Genomic DNA, 19,767 nt, shown 5'->3' on the forward strand with positions numbered 1-19,767 from the left:
AGAGATGCATGTACTAGTCGACGAGTGAACGACAAGTCTCAAACCCTGCGGATGATCGAATGGGTACAGGATTGCGTTGAGCTGCGGCAACGCCGGGCCGTTCGAGATCAAATGCAGCCGACATGTTGAGTGCGCAATGACAACCTCGCCTACGATAAAAGACGTTATTCTGGCTCCCGGCACGGGGAGCTTCTTCTACGATGATCAAGCTGCAATACGGGCCGGTGTTACTCAGGACGGGTTTCGCTATCTAGGGACGCCTTTGACTCCTGGCTTCACTACTATCCGCATGCCCTCGCACTCGCTCAGCATCGGCCTCGTCTTGTCGGACGATGCGATCGTGTGGGGCGACATGATGAACGTGCAATATTCTGGCGCAGGGGGGCGTGATCCAGTTTTTCAGATCGACAGAATCCAGGAAATTACCAAATCGGTAGTGGTGCCGCGGCTTATCGGTGCCGACGTGTCTAATTTTCGAGCTGTTTCTGAACGTATTCTCGCACACCATGTCGACAAGCGGCTACCTCTCGCAATCGAATATGGCGTGAGCCAAGCTTTGCTTCGCGCCGCGGCGCATCTTGCCCGCACGACACTGGCCGAGGTGATATGCTCGGAATTTTCTTTACCCGTTCCCGAGAGGCGAGTTCCGATCTACGCGCAAAGCGGGGATTCGCGAGAACTCAACGTAGACAAGATGATCCTCAAGTCTGTCGACGTGCTTCCACATGGATTGATCAACTCGCGCGAAAAGTTCGGCGCTTCGGGCGTCACGTTCCGCGAATTCGTCAGGTGGGTCGCCAAACGGATAACGGAAATCGGAGAGCCGGGCTATCATCCCGTTCTTCATTTCGACCTTTATGGTTGGATCGGCCTCGAAATCGGGATGAGCGCGCAAAGGATTGCCGACTATATCGCGATGGTTGCAGATGACATCCCCGGCTACCGGCTTCACATTGAATGCCCGGCTGACTTTGGATCAACTGACACCCAGCTCGAGGAGTACGCAAAGATCGTTGCAATTCTCGACAAGCGCGGCACAGGAGCTCGGATTGTGGTGGACGAGCAATGCAATACGCTTGACGACATCCGGCGCTTCGCGGAAGCAAAAGCGGCTCATCTTGTTCAAATCAAAATGCCTGACGTTGGTTCGATTGCCGACTCTGCCAAGGCGGTGTTGGTTTGCAAGGAAAATCGGGTCGGAGCATACGTTGGTGGTAGCTGCACCGAAACAGACTTGTCGGCGAGGGCTGCCGTCAACATTGCACTCGCGACCCAGGCTGACATGATGCTTGCACGACCTGGGATGGGGGTCGATGAGGGCATCTCCATCGTAGGAAATGAGCAGAACAGGCTGCTCTCCATTCTTGCATACCGACGCTCCCAACGCTCCCTTCAGAACGTCAAAGGGACATCTGCATGACAGAGACACTCAAAGCTATCACATCGCCGTCAGGCAGGCGTGCGCGCGTCATCACAAGTGAGCGCCATTCAGAACGATTTCGTGCCGAAGGTGGGGGGTTAGCGTGCTTATTTCGTTTGGCCAAATGCTAGAAACCAATAGATCTTCCTCGAGGGTGCCGAGACGAGCATCAACCTGACGACGATTTGACGCGGCAATGATCGCGGCCCCTTCCTGCTTTGAGATCGGACGCGACTCCAAACAATTGAACGTCGATCGGTGCCGATCTCGCTCACCGCTGCACCGCGATCAGGCAGGCGCTATTCTCAAGTATTGAGCTATCGGCACAGCACGTGCTCACGCACGAGAAGTGTACTTGATGCTGGCCCTTGTCTCCGTTAGCTGGGTCTTCCAGGCCCGTCGCAACCATACAATTCCTGCACGTGCTCGGCCTCTCGTCCAAGGTTGCAGGACGCGTGCATCAAGACAACAGCATGCGGAAGATATCGCCAGCGCCACCCAGATCCGGTCATAGCCTTTCTTGCCGGAAACAGCCAGGCTTTCGGCGTCACCAAGCCTTGCTATTCGGTCGGATTGGCAAGCCCGAACCAGGCAAGCACATCCGGAATTGCCTTGAGATTTGATGTTTTACGGCTTTGAATGTGATCTGAAGCCGTAATCCTGTGCTGTTCGCAGACAAAACGCACGATACCAGCGCAAGTAACCTTTAAAAGTGTTTGCTTAAGGGAGCTGATACATGCTCAAGACATTCTCGGATATTCCACTAACCGGTATCTCATTCCCGAGATCGGAGTACGAGCGCAGGCAACAGAAAGTGCTTGCGGCGATGGAGCGCGCCAAGCTCGACGGGCTCTTGGTCACTGCCCACGGCCACCTCCAATATCTCAGCGGATACAACGGGCGTGGTGCCTATTTTGCGCCGTTTCCGTTGATCTTCATGCCGGGGCGGCCCCCGACTTTTGTAGTTCGACAGTACGAGTTGGGGGCTGTTCGCCCAAACACCTGCGTCACCGAGATCGTTCATTATACGGAGCAATATGAGTTTGCCAAGGTATGCGCCGATGTCCTTCGGGGCTTTGGCCTTCAGGGTCGCCGCGTAGGCTTCGAGCTCGGCTGTTGGAACCTCGCGCCTGCCGATGTAAATGCGCTTCAGGCGCAACTTCCCGACATGACGATCGTCGATGCGACTGGGCTGGTTCCCTCAGTGGCAGCCGTGAAAAGCGAGCTTGAGCTCGACGCCATGCGTGAGGCGATGACCTTCACCGACGTCGCCGTGCGCGCATTTCAGAAATCGTTGCGAGAAGGTGTCACCGAGGCCGAAGTTGCCGCGATCATCGATCGGGAAGTCGACAAAGCTGGCGGCGCCATCCGGACCCAGTCCACTACTCTGTTGTTCGGTGAGCGGACCAAGCTGTCGCACGGTAGCCCGATGGGGCACCCGATCGGGAAGAATGAGCCCGCCTTCATGGAGCTGGGTGGCTTAAAGCACGGGTACACCGCGGGACTGGTCCGGAGCGCCGTTATTGGTAAGCATCCTGAGACTGAAGCTTTGCATAGCTTGTCAGTCGAGGCTCTCGAAGCAGTGATTGCGGCGATCAAGCCGGGGGCGACTGCCTGTGAGGTGGATTCTGCGGGTCGCAAGATCGTCGAGCGATCTGCGCGCCCGCGGGCCCTCAACCACCGAGTTGGTTACCTAACCGGAATTAACTGGACGGAGCGTGGTAACTTGAGCCTAGAGCCGGGCGCTCCGGACGTCCTTGAGCCGGGCATGACCTTACATATGCCGATGATTCTATGTGGGGAAAGTGGCTACCTCATTGGGACCAGCGAGCAGGTCCTGGTGACCGAGCGCGGCGCGGAGGTGCTAAGCCGCACGCCGCACACGCTCTATCGAGCATAGTTCTTGGACCGGGATCTGGACATATGCGCAACGTTGAAACCTTTCGGGATCTGCAGGGCGAGGCGACCGAATGGCGTCGCTACCTCCACCAAAATCCGGAGCTCGACTACCGGTTGCAAACCACGGCTGGATTCGTGGCTGATAGGTTGGCATCGTTTGGTATCAATCACATCGAAACCGGGATAGCCGAAACCGGTATCGTTGCGTTGATTCAGGGTGAGGGCGGAGAGGGGCCCACGATCGGTTTGAGGGCGGACATGGACGCTCTGCCGATATTGGAAGCCTCGAACAAGCCCTGGTCGTCGAAGAATCCGGGCAAGATGCACGCGTGCGGACATGATGGTCATATGGCCATGTTGCTGGGCGCCGCCAAATACCTTGCGAGTACGCGCAAGTTCAAAGGTACGGTGGCTTTGATATTTCAGCCTGCAGAGGAGGATGGGTGCGGTGACCGCTTAGGCGGTCAAAAGATGATTGAAGCCGGAATCATGGAGCGTTTCGGTATCTCGCGGGTTTTTGGGATGCACAACGCGCCGGGCATGGATGTGGGCAAATTCGGCATCTGCCATGACTCGATCATGGCTGCGCAGGATGACTTCGAGATTGTCGTGAAGGGAAAGGGCGGGCATGCGGCCAAGCCACACGAGACTATCGATCCGGTCGTCATTGCGGCGCAAATCATCATCGGACTGCAAACCTTGGTCTCGCGCCAAACAAACCCGGTTGAGTCGCTCGTAATCTCCGTAACCAAGCTCAAGGCGGCACAGGCCAATAACATCATCCCTGGTCGCGTTGACATGGGCGGCACCGTGAGGACTTTGGTGCCCGCGCTTCGCGACTTCGCCGAACGACAGATGCTGGCAACCGCACAAGGTATTGCCGGGGCTTATGGAGCCGAAATCGAATTCGACTACCAACGGTACGTGCCCGTCACTGTTAATCATGCAGACGAAACCGATCTGGCGATCAAGGCGGCGCGCAAGCTCGTGGGGCCAGCATCCGTGGATGACAAGCTTAAGGTGAGGATGGGTGCTGAGGATTTTGCCTACATGCTTGAGGCGCGTCCTGGCGCGTTCATCTTCATCGGCAATGGGCCGACCGCGGGCGTGCACCACCCGGCTTATGATTTCAATGACGAGGCCCTGCCTTATGGAATCGGCTATTGGGTGAACCTCGTCGAGACAGTTCTCGGCTCTGAAGTTGGCTAGGTATTGCCGGCGTGGAAAGAGCGTTGCCAATCGCGGGGAGGTTCGATGCGCAACCAAGATCCGCTCCTCCTCTCAAACTGAGCTCAGGTCGGAGGAAATGTCGCGATGACGCGTTTCGCGTCGCTTGCGCAATGATCCGCACTAGTTTTCTTACCACTTCGGAGTCTTGAATGGCATCGTAGATCCAGCGCTCTTCCAGCGAGCTCTGTCTTAAGCGCGGCTGCCGCCCCGCGCAATGCCCCAAGGCGAGCGGTATACCTTAGCATCCAGAACCGGAGTTACTCGATGGCCCAGAGCCTTAAGCAGATGTTGGACGCAGCCAATGCAGTAGTGGAGAAGATTACTGCGCAGAAGGCGCAGGAGATGGTGGCCAAGGGCAGTGCGCTTGTGGTCGATGTTCGCGACGGGACGGAGGTTGCGAAAAGCGGCAAAGTAAACGGTGCCGTGCATATCTCGCGAGGCGCGCTGGAATTTTATGCTGATCCGGAGTCGTCCATGCACGACAAGAATTTTACCCGAGACAAGAACATCATCCTCTATTGTGGGTCCGGCGGCCGCGCCGCGCTCGCCGGCAAGCTGCTCAAGGACATGGGTTACGACCAGGTCTATAACGCCGGCGGTTTCAAGGATTGGGTCGATAGCGGTGCGGAAATAGAGAAGTGACGCTACGCAAGCGCTTAGCATCGTAGGATGACCCATGAGTCGCGTCGAAGGATCCCGAAAATGCCCAATAGCGAGGTGTCTAGGTCCCACATGAACTTCGATACGACCATCGCCATCCTCGGCGGAACCGGACCTCAAGGCCAAGGGCTCGCACTTCGCTTCGCCATTGCAGGCGTGAGTGTAGCGCTCGGCTCACGCGAGGGAGATCGCGCGGCAGCGATCGCCGAAGAACTGAACAGAAAGCTCAAGGGACGGTCTGCCGCCCCAATCCGAGGCTGCGACAATCTGAGCGCGGTGGATGCTGCAGAGCGTTTCGTGCTGCTCGCGGTGCCCTACTCTGGTCACGATGCAACGCTTGACGCCATCAAGCTTCGCCTCGTCGGTAAGGTGCTCGTTGATCTGGTTGTCCCGCTCGCAGCCGGAAATCCCCGGGCCGTCGCAATGCCGAAGGAAGGCTCCGCAACCGAGGCTGCGCAAGTATTACTGGGAAGTGGAGTCAAGGTAGTGGGAGCCTTGCACAACGTTTCCGCCCGTACCCTCAACGCGCTTGAACAGAACATCAATTGCGACGTTCTCACGTGCGGAGACGACGTCGAGGCGACGGACACGGTCGTCGACCTGATCAAACGGCTCGGCGTCGTATCGTACAACTGTGGCCCTGCGTTAAACGCACGCTGTATCGAAGCGATCACACCGCTTCTGATCCTCCTGAACATGAGCAAAAAAGTGCCCTTCAGCCACGCGGGCATCCGGATCTGGCCGCCTGACCGTCGCGGCGCATGATCCGCACGGAGAAGGGCTCGAATATGAAACGCTCCACCGCAGACACATCGTCCCGCAGGCATGGACGTGATTTACAGGCCTTTATCGCCGAAGGAACCCTGAAGTGAGCGCCTTGGCCTTCCTGGACCTTCGGACCGTTGAGGAGGCTACACTAGAGCGGCTGTTCGCGCAGGCGAGGGCCAAGCGGGAAACGGTCTGGGGTTCGATTGTCACGTATTCACGGAAGGTCTTCATTCCGTTGACGAACCTGTGTCGCGACAATTGCGGATACTGCACATTCGTCAAGCAACCCGGTGAACCTGGCGCGGGATATTTGGACCCAGAAGACGTGCTTCGAATTGCGTCTCGCGGGGAGGAGCTCGGATGCAAGGAGGCTCTTTTCTCGCTCGGAGAAAAGCCCGAGCTTCGATATGCGGAGGCACGTGAGTTGCTCGCCCGCTTAGGCTATCGAACCACGCTCGACTACGTCCTCGCGATGTGCGAACTGGTAATCTCGAAAACATCACTCGTTCCGCATGTCAACGCCGGAACCATGCGCCGGGAGGAACTCGAGCGCGTGAAGGAGGTGAGCGGCAGCGCCGGCCTGATGCTTGAGAGCGTGAGCCGCCGGCTCATGGAAAAGGGGATGCCGCATTACGCCTGCCCCGACAAGGCGCCTTTGCAGCGCCTTCGCACCCTCAATGCTGCCGGTGAGGTGTCGCTGCCGATAACGACAGGAATCCTGATTGGCATTGGCGAGACCTGGGAAGAGCGAATTCACAGCCTTCAGAGCATCGCGGACGTTCATGAGCGGTATGGGCACATCCAGGAGGTGATCGTGCAGAATTTCCGGGCGAAGCCCGGCACTGCGATGGCACATCATCGCGAGCCGGATATGACCGACATGCTTCGGACTCTGGCAATTGCCAGACTCATGCTCCCGGCCGAAATTTCCCTGCAGGCGCCACCAAATCTTAACGAAGCGTTCGAGGGTTACCTGGATGCCGGCATCAATGACTGGGGTGGCATTTCTCCGCTAACCGCGGATCACATCAATCCGGAATGTGCCTGGCCCGCAGTCAAGGAAATTGGGTCGCGCACCAAGCAGAAGGGCTTGAGCCTTGTGGAACGGTTGACGACATATCCGCTCTATCTCGGACAGGCCGAGCGCTATCTTCGTCCAGTCCCTCGCGATGCACTTCGTCGCCTTGCGCGTGAAGATGGCTACGCGGCAAACCAAGTCCACGCCGAGGCAAGCTAGAGGAGTTTGCATGCTCAGCGCCCAGCCATTCAGACCTTCGACGCTTCAGGCTAGCTCTGCAGAGGCCCTACTTGCGCAGAGTAGCAGGGAAATTCGGCACATTCTAGAGCGTGCACTCTCTGGTCGCGAGCTTGCGCGCGAAGAGGGGGAGACCCTCTTCCGCGCGGCGTCTTCAGATCTTCCGGCGATCGTGCGGGCGGCGGACATTGTCCGCGAGCGGCGGGTCGGGGACAGGGCGAGCTTTGTCATCGTCCGGAACATCAACTTCACGAACGTGTGCTACATGGGCTGCCGCTTCTGCGGCTTCGCCAGGCGCAAGGATGATCCGGACGCGGTCTGGTACAGCATGGAGCAGGTGGCGCACCGCGCGCAGATCGCATGGGATCGTGGCGCAACAGAGGTTTGCATGCAGGGCGGTCTGCATCCTGATCTGCCGCCCACGTACTACCGCGATCTCTTGATCGCAGTGAAGCGTCAGGTGCCGCGCATGCACGTGCATGCCTTTTCACCTTTCGAGATCTGGTTCGGGGCGCACAAGCGGAAGATGTCAACCAAGGACTTCCTATTGGAACTCAAACAAGTGGGACTTGGCTCAATGCCGGGGACGGCTGCTGAGATCCTGGATATCGACGTGCGTCGTAAGTTGACCCGAAACAAGCTGACGACGGAGGCGTGGGTCGAGACGATCCGAGCGGCGCACTCCGTCGGGCTTCGCAGCACGTCGACAATCATGTTCGGACACATCGATGGCCCCTCCCACTGGGCTGCGCACATTGATTTGATCCGCTCGATCCAGAAGGAGACCGGTGGCTTTACTGAATTCGTGCCTCTCAGTTTCGTGTATGCCGAGTCACCCCTGTACGTAGACCGCGCCATACCTGGTGTGCGCCCAGGTGCCACCCAGGAAGAAAGCGTGAAGATGCACGCGGTTGCGAGGCTGATGCTCGCGGGTTGGATCGACAACATCCAGGTTTCATGGGTGAAGCTCGGTGCACAGATGGCAGCTGAGATGCTGCACGCCGGTGTCAACGACCTCGGTGGGACGCTGATGGACGAATCCATATCACGATCGGCCGGAGCCGACTTTGGCGAGGAACTGACTCCTGCCGAGATGGTCAAGTTGATCCGCCATGCCGGCCGCATGCCCGTACGCAGGAGCACGCTCTACGACACGCTGGAGGAGTTCGCGAATCACGATCCAGTGGACATCGGCCCGCTCAAGCCTCGGCCACATGATCCAATTAAGTTCCTTGGCCACAGGTACATGGCTGCTGATTGAGACGCAAAAAATGAAAGTGGCAGTCCTGGCAGGAGGTGTGGGAGGCGCGCGTATGGCGCTCGGTTTTGCCGGCATTTTGCCACCCGGCGATCTCAGCATCATCGTGAATGTCGGTGACGACGATCGGTTCCACGGCCTGTATGTCTGCCCGGATCTCGACACGGTCCTCTATACGCTTTCCGGGGTTGTGGATAGTAAGCAAAGTTGGGGCGTCGCAGACGATGCCACGCGTGCGCTGGAAGTTCTTCGCAAGCTGGATTCCCCAGGCGCTTGGATGAAGCTTGGCGATGCGGACCTCGGGTTACATATCTACCGCACTTTTCGGCTGGCACAGGGTGCATCGCTCACCACAGTCACCGAAGAAGTCAGTCGTCGCTTCGGCGTCCACTGTGCCGTGTTGCCTGTGTCGGACGATGAGTGTCCGACCGCGGTGGAGACTGCGACTGGGGTGCTGCGGTTTCAGGAATGGTTCGTACGTGACCGTGCAGGTCCCACGGTCAAGAAGTTACACTTGGATTCGGCGCGCCAGGGCCAGATCACGGATAGCGTACGCGCAGCACTCTGTGCGGCTGATCTCGTCGTGCTGGCGCCATCGAATCCTTACCTTTCGATCCTTCCCATGCTGGAAGTGCGTGGCATGCGAGAAGCATTGCAACAGGCGCCTGGATTGAAGGCGGCAGTCTCGCCGCTTATTGGGGGGCACGCAATCAAGGGGCCCCTTGTGCAGTTAATGAGCGATCTCAGAATCGGCTCGTCGAACTCTGACATCGCTGCGGCCTACGCGGACTTCGCGAATGTCTTTATCATTGACGAGAGCGACTCGCGGGATATGGTCGACGTTTCGAAATGGTGTGCGTTGCAGGTCGCGGCGATGCCCACATTGATTCTGGATGCCCCCCGCGCCCAGGAACTTGCGCGGCGTCTCATTGAACTTGCGAACAAGCGTAGCACTGCTGGAGTCGCAAGATGAAGACCGTGGTTGCTATGCCGATGAAGGATCCGGCAGAGTCAAAGACCCGGCTCGCCGGCGCGCTGACGGCCGGTCAGCGCGAACAGATGGCGTTAGCGCTCTTCCGCAGGGCGCAGACCTTCTTCGCCACGCAGTTCCCTGCTTTCGAGCGTCTTGTGGTCACACCGTCACCGCGTATCGCCAATGAATCGACTGCGTCTAGCGCTGTGACCTTGATGGAAAATGAGACTCGTGGCTTGAATCGAGCTGCCCAGACCGCATTCATGTGGGCGAAGACGCGGGGGGGTGATCGGCTCTTGGTTGTCCCGGCAGACATCCCAATATGGCTGCGGTCAGAGATGGACGAACTGCTGGAGGAAGGGCGGAAACATGACGTGGCTATTGCACGCGCTCACGATGGCGGTACCAACGCGCTGCTGATCAACCTTCGCCGAGTTAACGGAATCGAGTTTTGCTACGGCCCCGATTCGGCCAAACGCCACGCTGACGCGGCTTCAGCCGCGGGCGTGAGCTCGATAACGAGGCAGTGGCCCTTCCTCGGGCACGATATCGATACGGCGGGTGACTGCCTGGTCCTGAGCCGAGAACTTTTCTTCCTGAAGGACGCCGGCTGATTATGCGAGTCGAGCTTTTCGCGATTCCGGGTATTCCCGAGATACGTCCCGGCGATGATGTCGGCGCGATCTTGGCGCAGGCGGCACGGATCGCAGGCGAAGAATTACGGGATTCGGACATCATCCTCGTCGCACAGAAGATCGTCTCGAAGAGCGAGGGACGGTTCCGAGTGCTGTCGGAAATCGTGCCCTCTGCGGAGGCTCTGGATATCGCCAGGCGGTGTGGCAAGGATGCCCGAAAGGTACAGGCAATCCTCGAGGAGAGTTCGGCTATTCTCCGAGTTTCTGATGCGACGCCCGAAGGGATCATCATCGCGCGTCATAAGTGCGGCTGGGTTGCTGCCAACGCAGGGATTGACGAGTCGAATCTCGGCTCGATGGAGGGGCAACTCTTGCTTTTGCCTGTCGATCCAGACGCGAGTGCGTCGCGGATCGCCGAAAGTATTCTCAATTGCACTGGGCAAAAGCCCGGAGTGATCGTAACCGATACATTCGGGCGGCCGTGGCGCAAAGCCTTGGTCAATGTCGCTCTAGGCACCTCCGAAGTGCCGCCCATCATCAGCTGGATAGGGAAGACGGATGCTTACGGTCAGCGCCTCAATGTTTCTGAGCAAGCCTTGGCAGATGAGCTAGCTGCCGCGTCTGGTCTGTTGGTGGCCAAGAACGCTGGGACACCAGCTGTTATAGTTCGAGGATTGCAATGGTATCGTGCCAAGGCAGCGACCTGTCGAGACTACGTCCGGCCAGTCGAGCAGGATCTCTTCAATTAGCGAGATTTGACGATGAACGCAGGTAGGTGCGTGTTCGAGGCGTTTCCATCCCGCTAGGGTCAGTCGCCTGACCTGTCGAGTTTCTATACGTTCGAAGGCCTTTCCCGGTCCCATCATTTTGGGATCAAGATCGGTGATCCCACGGACGTACATCTCCCTGCGAGTTCACCACAACGGACGACATCTTTGGCTCGCTCGCAGTACGGGCTAACCAGATACCTCCCCAGGGTGTGCATCGGCATACATTCAAGAAATCGCCTCTTGTCCCTTACTCGTCCTCGGCTACGGTAGATATGAATTTCTTCACTTTCTACTGTCTAAGCGCATAGTTTCTGTTGCGAGAAGCTAGGTATTAGCTGAATCCAGACTTGGGGACGGGTAGGATTGGTTCGGGTTAGATCGTTCCGGGTAACTAGGAGACACGAATAAAAGCGAAAGCGAAAGCGGGAGAGATCATATTTTGTACCGTACTGGCACGCGCCACCGCGGTCAGCCGCTTGTGGCCGACCTCCGTCGCGACGAGGTCCGCACGGTTCGCGGCAATACCACGCTATCTGTTCGCCAGCTTCGCAGCTTAGGGAGACCTCTGGTTCTTGGACTGCCCATCGCCGCAGTACCTTCTACCAGCACCGGAGCTGTGCACTGTGTTGGAAACTTGCGGTAGACCTCTAACTTCAGCTGCAGACGTGAGCGTAAGGCCGATCGAGAGGGCAACACGGGCGGAACGCATCTTGAGTGAGCTAGCGAAATGGCGGTCGCGGGGCCTTCGAAGCCGATTGAACCGCTAGCAGCGCATGACGCTTGCTCACGCCGATCGCCCATTCTCGTTCAACGAGCAGATCTGCTCGACCGACCGCCGTTGATCTGGGATCGTTCTTCAGGTTGCCGCAGGACCTGTGGCAAATGAGTAGCAACTTAGCCGCGATCTTCACGTCGGCAAATAGAAGAGAGGAGATCGGAAAATGAAAAGGCGAACATTCCTAAAGTTTGCGACAGCGGCTGCGGCCGGCTCTCTCGCCACGCCACACGTTCACGCTCAGTCGAAGAAATTTGCCGGGATTACGCTACGCATGAACGGATACGGCGGCACCTATGACGAAGCCCTTAGAAAGAGCGTGGCTGCGCCGCTCGAGGAAAAGTACGGGCTAAAGATCCAATTCATCGTCGGCACTGGATCAGGGGACCTCGTCAAATTGATCGCGAACAGGGACAATCCTCCCTACGACATCTTCATGGCCGACAGTCCCTACATGGTTGAGCTCCTTAAGGCCGGCGTGATCGAAGAGATCAAGGTATCAGACGTTCCCAACATTAAACGGATCCTTCCCGGGGCCCGCGAATTCGGCGATTTCGGTGTGCCATTCAGCGTCGCGTCGGTCGTCCCGGTGTACAATTCAAAATACATCAAGCAGCCGCTTACCTCCTATTCGGACATCGCCCGGGCCGATCTGGCGGATCGAGCAGTCATTCCGGCTCCCGCCCAGAGCACCAGCAGCCTATATCTTCTCGGCATCGCCGAAGAAAATGGTGGCTCGATCTCCAACATGGAACCGGCGTTCAAGATTCTGGCCGCAGCCAAGCCGAATATCGTCGCGCTGCCGGAGACGACTGTCGCGGAGATGCAGCTGTTCCAAAACGGTGAGGTCTATGCAGGCATTTTCTGGGACAGCCGCGCTCACGAACTGCGCACAAAAAACGTTCCCATCGTGACCGTTGTGCCATCAAAAGGCATTTACTCGCTCACCAGCTATATCAACATCGTCAAAGGTATGAAGTATCCGGAAGCCGCGCACGCTTACGCTGAGCAGTTGCTTTCTGATCAAGGCATGCTCGGTGTACCTCAGGCGCTTCGAATCGGCGTAACAACAGACGTCAACTTGCCAGAAGAACTTCGCAACGACCTCTTGTTCAACTCACCGGAGCGAGACGCTCTGAAAAAGAAAGTTGACTGGCAAGCGCTGATGGCGAACCGCAGTGCGTGGATTGAGCAGGTCAATAAAATAATTCGAACCTAGGTGGGGCGCTGCTCTATGCGGTTTGAGCGCACGTGCCTGATTACCTGATAGGTCGACCAAACCCCGAAAGGTCAATCGTGAGGGAACCTCTCGTCAATCGCCGTATCATAAGCTTGGCACTTTTGCTCGCCCCAATAGTCTTGTTACTCACCGGCTTTCTGGTGGTGCCGGTGCTGGAATTGCTGCGGTCGAGCTTCCTGCCCGGGAGCCATCTTCTCGAGGGCAGCGGTTTCAGCCTGGAGCAATATGTCCGTTTCTTTTCAGATTCGTATTACTCGTCAGTGCTATTGGAGACGTTCGTCGATGGACTTATCGTCAGCCTGATCTGTTTGGTCATCGGCTTCCCTACCGGATATTCGCTCGCTCGTCTCCCGCCTCTAGCGCGGCGGTGGCGAACGATTGTAGTAATCATGCCGCTAACGCTCAGCCTTGTGGTTGTTGTATTCGGCTGGTTGATCATTCTTGGCCGTAACGGAGTCGTCAATTCGCTGTTCGTAACTCTCGGCATTTTCTCTTCGCCAAAACGCCTCCTGTTTGCTCGGCCTGCGGTCCTGCTGGTCCTAGTGCAGCAGTTTCTTCCATTCATGATCTTGTCTGTCATGAGTGTCGTCGCGCAAATCGATCCAGTACTCGAACAGGCGGCCGCCAATCTGCGCGCCAATCGATTTGCTACTTTCCGAAAGGTTATTATTCCTCTCGCAGTTCCTGGCATTCTCGTTGGCTTTAACCTCGTCTTCGTCCTGTCCATCTCAGCATTCGTCACGCCCCGTCTTATCGGGGGGAGCCGTGTGGCCATGCTGGGAAGCCTCATCTATGAGCGCATCATGGCGGAACTGAACTGGCCGTCCGGCGCAGCGATGGCATTCGTTCTCTTCGTGAGCGGGCTTGGTTTCACCGCCGCGCTCAATGCCGTAGTTGCGTCACGATTCATCGTCAGGGAGCGACGCCATGCGTTCTGATCTCATTGATCATGCGATGGGTGTCTTCGGGGCGATCATTCGCCCTATAGTCTATGCGATGCTAGCGCTACCAGCGATTTTGGTGGTTGTGGCATCGTTCACCAGCGACGACACGATGAAATTTCCTCCCACTGGATTTTCGCTACGCTGGTATCAAAAGGCATGGGAGAATGAATTATTCATGACTGCGCTTTGGACCAGCACGTACATTGCCGTGCTCGTTGCGATTATCGCGCTGGTGATTGGCTTTGCCGGGGCATTCGCGATTGATCGATTTTCTTTTCCGGGCAAAGCATTCCTGCAAGGCCTTGCCTTTTCGCCATTGATCGTCCCGGCTGTCGTGCTCGGCATTGGACTATTGCAGCTCTTCGCACGGCTAAATCTTGCACAGACGATCTATCCCTTGCTTTTGGGCCATCTGGTTCTTGCGATTCCGTACGTCGTGCGTACGATTCTCGCGAGTCTCAGCCTACACGACCGGCTGCTCGAACAGGCGGCAATGAATCTCCGTGCCACGCCCTTGCAAGTCATTCGGCGTATCACCTTGCCGCTCATCCTACCTGGCTTGCTATCAGCTGCGATCTTCGCCTTTGTGACATCGTTCGGAAACGTGACGGTTTCCGCGTTTCTCACCTACGGCGGAAACGTGACCTTGCCAGTCCAGATGTTTGCGTATGTTTCGACCAGCTATGACCCACTTGTTGCAGCCATATCGAGTCTCATGATTCTGGTGACATTGGTCGTCATCCTAATGATCGAACGCTTGATTGGTACGGAAAGATTAGCGTAGGCGAGGAGAGCGATGTTGGCTCTATCGGAAAGACAGGAGAACTTTGTGCGAGAGACTAATCTTGTCGTGGAGTTGCGGTCGCTTTCCAAGCGCTACGACGAGACGGTTGCGGTTGCGAACGTTTCGCTGAGTGCGCGCCGTGGCGAACTGGTTTGCCTGCTTGGTCCGTCGGGCTGCGGCAAGACAACGACCCTGCGCATGGTCGCCGGCTTCGTAGAGCCGACCTCGGGCACCATAAGCATCAATAACATCGACATGACTCATCAGCCGCCTTATCGGCGGGATACTGGAATGGTGTTCCAGAGCTGCGCTTTATTTCCGCACATGACCGTCGCTGAAAACATCGCATTTGGCCTGGAAAACCTAAAGTGGCCCCGTGACAAGCGCCAGATGCGCGTCGAGGAGATGCTCAAGCTTGTCGAGTTGCCGCACTTGGCCCAGCGACTGCCGCGCCAGCTTTCTGGCGGACAGCAACAACGCATTGCGCTCGCGCGTGCGCTGGCGATGCGGCCCGCAGTGCTCCTTCTCGATGAACCTTTCTCAAATCTGGATGCGCAGTTGCGGGTGCGCATGCGCGAAGAGCTTCGAGAAGTGGTGCGCAGCGTCAACGTCACCACCCTGTTCGTGACGCATGATCAGGAAGAAGCGCTAACAATGTCAGACCGAATTGTCGTCATGAACGCTGGTCAGGTCGAGCAAGTGGGTACGCCTGGCGAAATTTATGAGGAGCCGTCGACCCCCTTTGTTGCGAAATTTATCGGCTGGTGTTCGCTGCTGAAAGGGTCAGTCGGTACTGATGGCGCTTTTACCTCAAGGTCCGGCCTCCGTCTCGTGGGCGATTGGAGAATCGGACCTGGCACCGCAGTGATCCGGCCAGAGCAGATCAAGCTGTCCACCGATGGCGCGGCTGGCCCATCCCTCCAGGCCCGCGTTCTTCAATCCCACTATTATGGAGGAGCGACCCGGATCGCGCTTGACGTCAACGGAGAGCAGCTGACGATGCAGGAGCGTTTTCCATTTGGACGTCATCCGAAGCCCGGCGATGTCCTTAGCGTAACTATCGATCCGAACGATCTCCGCATCATTCCAGCGGATAAGGACCATCCCTAGAGAGGGTATCGTCCGCGACTTGCAAACGAGTTCCAGTCCGTGTGCTAACTGGGATCAGTCCGCTGGTAGCCTGATGATTGGGCGGGGGCCGACCGGCGTTGAGGGGGCGTGAATCGGATACAGGCGTTATCGCCGAACTGCAGGAACCAGTCGCTCCGATGCAAAGGGAAAAGCACAAGCGGAGAAAACGGCGAGGCAAGAGTACCGATGCGGAGCACTAGGTGGTGTGGACATTTATCGCATCCATAAGACGATGGCTGCGAGAGTAACGACGGCCAGGTAATTTCGGGCGGTCTTTTCGAAGCGGGTTGCGACGCGGCGGAACTGCTTGAGTTTTGAGAAGCAGCATTCGACGAGATGACGCTGGGCATAGAGATGCTTGTCCAGCGGATATTTGAGCGCACGTGACGGGTTGTTGGGGATGACGGCGAGCGCGCCTTTGGCAGCGATCGCCTGGCGCAAGTGATCGGCGTCATAAGCCGTATCCGCCATGACGACCTGGGCAGGTGATCCCTCGATCAATTCGGCGGCTTGCGGTACGTCGCTCTTCTGACCTGCGGTGAGCTTGAACCGTACGGGACATCCCAGGCCGCGAACGGCCATATGTATCTTGTGCTCAGGCCACCGCGCGAGCGACCGATCGCCTGATCTTCAGACCCCCTTTTTTCGCCCCAGCGGCGTGCTGGTGCGCCCGGACGATGGTGGAGTCGACGATCAGATACTCGAAGTCCGGATCACCGGACATCGCTTCGAATATGCGCCACCAGACCCCCTTGATGCTCCATCGACTGAAGCGCCGAAACACGCTGTTCCAGTCTCCAAACACCTCCGGAAGATCACGCCAGGGAGAGCCAGTGCGCACGATCCAAAGTACGCCCTCCACAAACATCCGGTTGTCCCGTCCGGTCGAACCCTTCTGGTCAGGCCGGCCGATGATCAGCGGCGCCATCCGCTCCCATGTCGCGTCGCTCAATACCAAGCGGTCCATCACACCCAAGGCGGCCTCCCCAAAAGCAGCCTTGAATCTGATTTGCGCCTAAAAGGGAATCCTTAGAGTCCACACCACCTAGGGTGCACCGACCCGTACAAGTGACGAAGGCTCGTAATGGGGCTGGAGCGAAGGGATCGGATCAGTGGGCTGGCCAACGTTGCAACTGGCAACAGGAGGATTGCGGTGAACCAGCCAAGCAAGCCGTTCAACATCGACAAAAGAAGGGTGTACGAAGCGTATCTGCAGTTGCGATCCAAAGGTGGCCAGAGTCTGGACCATCGTCTTTTTGAAGCTTTGAGCGAGAGACATCGCGGAGCCGAGGGGCACTTGAGACGAATTGCGCCGAAAATTCCGGCTCCGTCTAGCATGGTGGGTCCTGCGGGAGCAAAAACAGATTGATGCCAATGTCGGGATCGACTTTATCGCGCCGCTTTTTGTGCCGGCAAACTAGCCTGAACGGTTCAAGAATCCGCTACGTCTGGAGCAGACGCAGTCATTCTAGATCTCGAAGATGCCGTTGCGCCAGAGGCTAAACGGGAAGCCCGTCGATCTGTTTATCTCGGTTTTACGGATCGTCCTGTGCTCGTGCGTATCAACGAAATCGACACGACGTGGCATATCGACGACGTGGCGCTTGTCTCTTCGCTGCCCATAAGCGGAGTCGTCCTACCAAAGGTTGAAATGAGCAGCGGCTTGCTGAAACTGATCGCTGACTTGGGACCGCGCTTACCCATAGTTGCTTTGATCGAGACAGCTCGCGGACTCAGGGACGCGTTTGAAATCGCGGCGATCCCTGGGATCGAGCGACTGGCCTTCGGGTCAATTGATTTTTTGCGCTGAACTGGGCTGCGCTCACACGCGTGAAGCACTGCTTTCAGGTAAGCGGCAAGCTAAGGCCGTTAGGCGGCGTGGTTCCACTAAGCGCGTCGATTTCGCTGCTCGGCCAGCCGTTGGCGATACGCTGAAGTGTTAGAGCTAACCAGGCGAACGGATCGATGTTGTTCATTTTCGCCGTCTGCAGCAGCGTTGCGATGGTTGCCCAGGTTCGTCCGCCGCTGTCGCTGCCGGCGAAGAGGCTATTCTTTCTCGTGATTGTTTGTGGCCGGATGGCGCGTTCGACGATGTTGGAGTCGAGCTCGATGCGACCATCGGTCAGGAAGCGTTCGAAGATAGCACGGCGCGAGACCGCATAGCGGACCGCCTCAGCCAGCTTTGATTTGCCGGAGATCCGCCGCAAGATCTGCTGCCAGGAGTCGAAGAGATCTGCGACGATCGCCGCGGAGGCTTGCTGGCGCGCGGCAACGCGAGTGTCGGGGCTTTGACCGCGTACGGTCTTCTCGATCTGCCAGAGCTTTGCCATCCGCTCGACCGTCGTCGTTGCCACTTTCCTGCAACATGCAGCTCGTAGAATTTGCGCCTGCTGTGTGACCAGCTTGCGTCAGGACAAGTCCTGGAAAGGAGGAAGAATGTGATCTGAAACCTTTCAACGTGACCCAGAGGGTTCGACGCCCTCCCGGCAAAGGCGGAGCCCGCCAGCCGGAAGCGAGGCTTGCATGGGTGACGGCAACGTCACTCGTGAAGCGTAGACAGCGGGTACTGAAGCCCTGTGACCAGCCTCGAAATCACGGTCGTGCTGAAGCCTTCGCCGTGTTGGATCCGGGGGCAGCACTGGGAAAGCCATTCGCAGTCCATGCGGAGCATGACAAGCTTTCGTTGCATAGATTCAAGGCCGATGAGGCGTACCGGATCGGAAAAGGCAAAGGACCGATCAAAGCATATCTCTCGATCGAGGAGATCCTAAGGGGCGCGAAAGAACACGGCATCGACGCCATTCATCCCGGGTATGGCTTCCTCTCGGAGAGCTCCGAATCGCGGAGACCTGTCAGCGCGAGAAGATTGTCTTTATTGGTCCATCGCCGCAGACCATGCGCACGCTGGGCAACAGGGTCGCCGCGCGCAATCTCGCAATCTCCTGCGGCGCGCCCGTCATGCCAGCAAGTGCCCCCTTGCCGGATGATCCCTACGGTATTCTTTCCGCCGCAAATGCCATCGGTTTTCCGATGATGATAAAGGCGTCATGGGGCGGCGGGGGGCGCGGCATGCGACCCATCGAAAGCGAGGATCTGCTGGTTGATGCGGTGCTGAGCGCAAAACGCGAGGCGCGCAGCCTTTGGAAAAGACGGAGTCTATTTGGAAAAACTGGTGCGGCAGGCGCGGCACGTCGAGGTCCAGATTCTTGGCGATAAACACGGCAACCTGGTGCACCTGTTCGAGCGCGACTGTTCGATCCAGCGACGCCACCAAAAGATCATCGAACGGGCGCCGGCTCTGTATCTCGATGCCGCGATACGCGGTGAACTCTGTGCTGCCGCGCTGAGGATCGGTAACGCCACGGGGTACGTGGGAGCCGGCACGGTCGAATTCCTAATCAACGGCGAGACAGGCCAATTCTATTTCATCGAGGTCAATCCCCGCATCCAGGTCGAGCACACTGTCACCGAAGTCGTGACAGGTCTCGATATCGTCAAGGCGCAGATCAGGATCGCCGACAATGGGCGCATAGGTCAGTTCGCCGAGACTGGAATTCCCCTGCAAGCCGATATACACTTGTGGGTCACGTCATGCAGTGCCGCATCACCACCGAAAATCCGGAGAACAACTTCATTCCCGACTAAGGCCGGATAACCGCTTATCGCAGCGCGATGAGATTCGGCATCCGTATCGACGGCGGCACGGCCTATTCCGGCGCAGTGGTCACACGGTTCTACGACCCGATGCTGGAAAAGGTGACCGCATGGGCACCGACACCGGAAGAGGTCATCGACCGGATGGCGCGGGCGCTGACCGAATATCGCATCCGCGGCGTAACGACCAACCTCGCGTTTCTGCACAACGTGGTCAGCCATCCACGTTTCCGCGCGAACGACTACACGACGCGGTTCATCGACGAGACACCCGCACTGTTCGATTTCCGGGCGCGCCAGGATCGCGCGACCAGACTGTTGACCTGGATCGCTGAAGTCACCGTGAACGTGGGCTCGATACACGCTGGAAC

15 protein-coding genes and 3 pseudogenes are annotated in these 19,767 nt (G+C 57.6%); 16 read left to right on the forward strand and 2 right to left on the reverse strand.

What is annotated here, in order from left to right:
- Nucleotides 1–136 precede the first annotated feature (136 nt).
- From ACVMB1_RS01255 to ACVMB1_RS01320, 14 genes are all read left to right on the forward strand, one after another.
- On the forward strand, nt 137–1,420 hold the full coding sequence (locus tag ACVMB1_RS01255; RefSeq protein ID WP_456848069.1) for a methylaspartate ammonia-lyase: 1,284 nt from the start codon (nt 137–139) through the stop codon (nt 1,418–1,420).
- Between the two features lie 736 nt (nt 1,421–2,156).
- Nucleotides 2,157–3,320, forward strand: coding sequence for a M24 family metallopeptidase (locus tag ACVMB1_RS01260; RefSeq protein WP_456848071.1), 1,164 nt, complete (start codon nt 2,157–2,159; stop codon nt 3,318–3,320).
- A gap of 23 nt (nt 3,321–3,343) precedes the next feature.
- Entirely contained in the window at nt 3,344–4,528 is a 1,185-nt protein-coding gene (locus ACVMB1_RS01265) for a M20 aminoacylase family protein (protein ID WP_456848073.1), read from the forward strand.
- 285 nt (nt 4,529–4,813) lie between these two features.
- Nucleotides 4,814–5,191, forward strand: a complete 378-nt coding sequence (locus tag ACVMB1_RS01270; protein WP_456848075.1) for a rhodanese-like domain-containing protein — start codon at nt 4,814–4,816, stop codon at nt 5,189–5,191.
- Nucleotides 5,192–5,281: 90 nt separating this feature from the next.
- Nucleotides 5,282–5,974, forward strand: coding sequence for an NADPH-dependent F420 reductase (npdG, locus tag ACVMB1_RS01275; RefSeq protein WP_456848077.1), 693 nt, complete (start codon nt 5,282–5,284; stop codon nt 5,972–5,974).
- A gap of 103 nt (nt 5,975–6,077) precedes the next feature.
- Nucleotides 6,078–7,214: a 7,8-didemethyl-8-hydroxy-5-deazariboflavin synthase CofG gene (gene cofG / locus ACVMB1_RS01280; protein WP_456848079.1), complete on the forward strand. Its 1,137-nt coding sequence runs from the start codon at nt 6,078–6,080 to the stop codon at nt 7,212–7,214.
- A gap of 10 nt (nt 7,215–7,224) precedes the next feature.
- Entirely contained in the window at nt 7,225–8,493 is a 1,269-nt protein-coding gene (cofH, locus tag ACVMB1_RS01285) for a 5-amino-6-(D-ribitylamino)uracil--L-tyrosine 4-hydroxyphenyl transferase CofH (protein WP_456848081.1), read from the forward strand.
- A gap of 10 nt (nt 8,494–8,503) precedes the next feature.
- Complete coding sequence (gene cofD / locus ACVMB1_RS01290) at nt 8,504–9,463, forward strand: 2-phospho-L-lactate transferase (RefSeq protein WP_456848083.1); 960 nt, start codon at nt 8,504–8,506, stop codon at nt 9,461–9,463.
- Complete coding sequence (gene cofC, locus ACVMB1_RS01295) at nt 9,460–10,077, forward strand: 2-phospho-L-lactate guanylyltransferase (RefSeq protein ID WP_456848085.1); 618 nt, start codon at nt 9,460–9,462, stop codon at nt 10,075–10,077. Before cofD ends, cofC begins: the two co-directional genes overlap by 4 nt.
- Before the next feature lie 2 nt (nt 10,078–10,079).
- The gene (gene cofE, locus ACVMB1_RS01300) at nt 10,080–10,847 is read left to right on the forward strand and encodes a coenzyme F420-0:L-glutamate ligase (RefSeq protein WP_456848087.1); all 768 of its coding nucleotides are present in this window, start codon (nt 10,080–10,082) and stop codon (nt 10,845–10,847) included.
- A 962-nt stretch (nt 10,848–11,809) separates the two neighbouring features.
- Entirely contained in the window at nt 11,810–12,862 is a 1,053-nt protein-coding gene (locus tag ACVMB1_RS01305) for an extracellular solute-binding protein (RefSeq protein WP_456848089.1), read from the forward strand.
- Nucleotides 12,863–12,894: 32 nt separating this feature from the next.
- Nucleotides 12,895–13,821, forward strand: coding sequence for an ABC transporter permease (locus tag ACVMB1_RS01310; RefSeq protein WP_456848091.1), 927 nt, complete (start codon nt 12,895–12,897; stop codon nt 13,819–13,821).
- Nucleotides 13,811–14,611: an ABC transporter permease gene (locus ACVMB1_RS01315; RefSeq protein WP_456848093.1), complete on the forward strand. Its 801-nt coding sequence runs from the start codon at nt 13,811–13,813 to the stop codon at nt 14,609–14,611. Before ACVMB1_RS01310 ends, ACVMB1_RS01315 begins: the two co-directional genes overlap by 11 nt.
- 12 nt (nt 14,612–14,623) lie before the next feature.
- Nucleotides 14,624–15,721 carry an ABC transporter ATP-binding protein gene (locus ACVMB1_RS01320; RefSeq protein ID WP_456848095.1) on the forward strand — a complete coding sequence of 366 codons (1,098 nt, stop codon included), beginning with the start codon at nt 14,624–14,626 and terminating at the stop codon, nt 15,719–15,721.
- 234 nt (nt 15,722–15,955) lie between these two features.
- Here the strand turns inward: ACVMB1_RS01320 and ACVMB1_RS01325 are convergent.
- Nucleotides 15,956–16,718: pseudogene (locus ACVMB1_RS01325) on the reverse strand (IS5 family transposase).
- Nucleotides 16,719–17,207: 489 nt separating this feature from the next.
- Between ACVMB1_RS01325 and ACVMB1_RS01330 the strand changes: the two are divergent.
- Nucleotides 17,208–17,552 (forward strand): aldolase/citrate lyase family protein, encoded by a 345-nt coding sequence (locus tag ACVMB1_RS01330; protein ID WP_456849854.1) that lies wholly within the window; start codon nt 17,208–17,210, stop codon nt 17,550–17,552.
- A gap of 34 nt (nt 17,553–17,586) precedes the next feature.
- On the opposite strand, the pseudogene ACVMB1_RS01335 reads toward ACVMB1_RS01330, so the two are convergent.
- Nucleotides 17,587–18,143, reverse strand: a pseudogene (locus ACVMB1_RS01335) (IS66 family transposase); the annotation flags it as partial.
- Nucleotides 18,144–18,359: 216 nt separating this feature from the next.
- On the opposite strand from ACVMB1_RS01335, the pseudogene ACVMB1_RS01340 reads away from it, so the two are divergent.
- Nucleotides 18,360–19,744, forward strand: a pseudogene (locus ACVMB1_RS01340) (ATP-binding protein); the annotation flags it as partial.
- Between the last annotated feature and the right edge of the window lie 23 nt (nt 19,745–19,767).

The organism is Bradyrhizobium sp. USDA 4504 (assembly GCF_054063995.1).

What these genes read in the sequence shown, in the direction of transcription:
- cofE (WP_456848087.1), top strand. Translation starts at nt 10,080, where the DNA reads ATGCGAGTCGAGCTTTTCGCGATTCCGGGTATTCCCGAGATACGTCCC.
- ACVMB1_RS01315 (WP_456848093.1), top strand. Translation starts at nt 13,811, where the DNA reads ATGCGTTCTGATCTCATTGATCATGCGATGGGTGTCTTCGGGGCGATC.
- ACVMB1_RS01255 (WP_456848069.1), top strand. Translation starts at nt 137, where the DNA reads ATGACAACCTCGCCTACGATAAAAGACGTTATTCTGGCTCCCGGCACG.
- cofD (WP_456848083.1), top strand. Translation starts at nt 8,504, where the DNA reads ATGAAAGTGGCAGTCCTGGCAGGAGGTGTGGGAGGCGCGCGTATGGCG.
- cofC (WP_456848085.1), top strand. Translation starts at nt 9,460, where the DNA reads ATGAAGACCGTGGTTGCTATGCCGATGAAGGATCCGGCAGAGTCAAAG.
- ACVMB1_RS01265 (WP_456848073.1), top strand. Translation starts at nt 3,344, where the DNA reads ATGCGCAACGTTGAAACCTTTCGGGATCTGCAGGGCGAGGCGACCGAA.
- ACVMB1_RS01270 (WP_456848075.1), top strand. Translation starts at nt 4,814, where the DNA reads ATGGCCCAGAGCCTTAAGCAGATGTTGGACGCAGCCAATGCAGTAGTG.
- cofH (WP_456848081.1), top strand. Translation starts at nt 7,225, where the DNA reads ATGCTCAGCGCCCAGCCATTCAGACCTTCGACGCTTCAGGCTAGCTCT.
- npdG (WP_456848077.1), top strand. Translation starts at nt 5,282, where the DNA reads ATGAACTTCGATACGACCATCGCCATCCTCGGCGGAACCGGACCTCAA.
- ACVMB1_RS01260 (WP_456848071.1), top strand. Translation starts at nt 2,157, where the DNA reads ATGCTCAAGACATTCTCGGATATTCCACTAACCGGTATCTCATTCCCG.
- ACVMB1_RS01305 (WP_456848089.1), top strand. Translation starts at nt 11,810, where the DNA reads ATGAAAAGGCGAACATTCCTAAAGTTTGCGACAGCGGCTGCGGCCGGC.
- ACVMB1_RS01320 (WP_456848095.1), top strand. Translation starts at nt 14,624, where the DNA reads ATGTTGGCTCTATCGGAAAGACAGGAGAACTTTGTGCGAGAGACTAAT.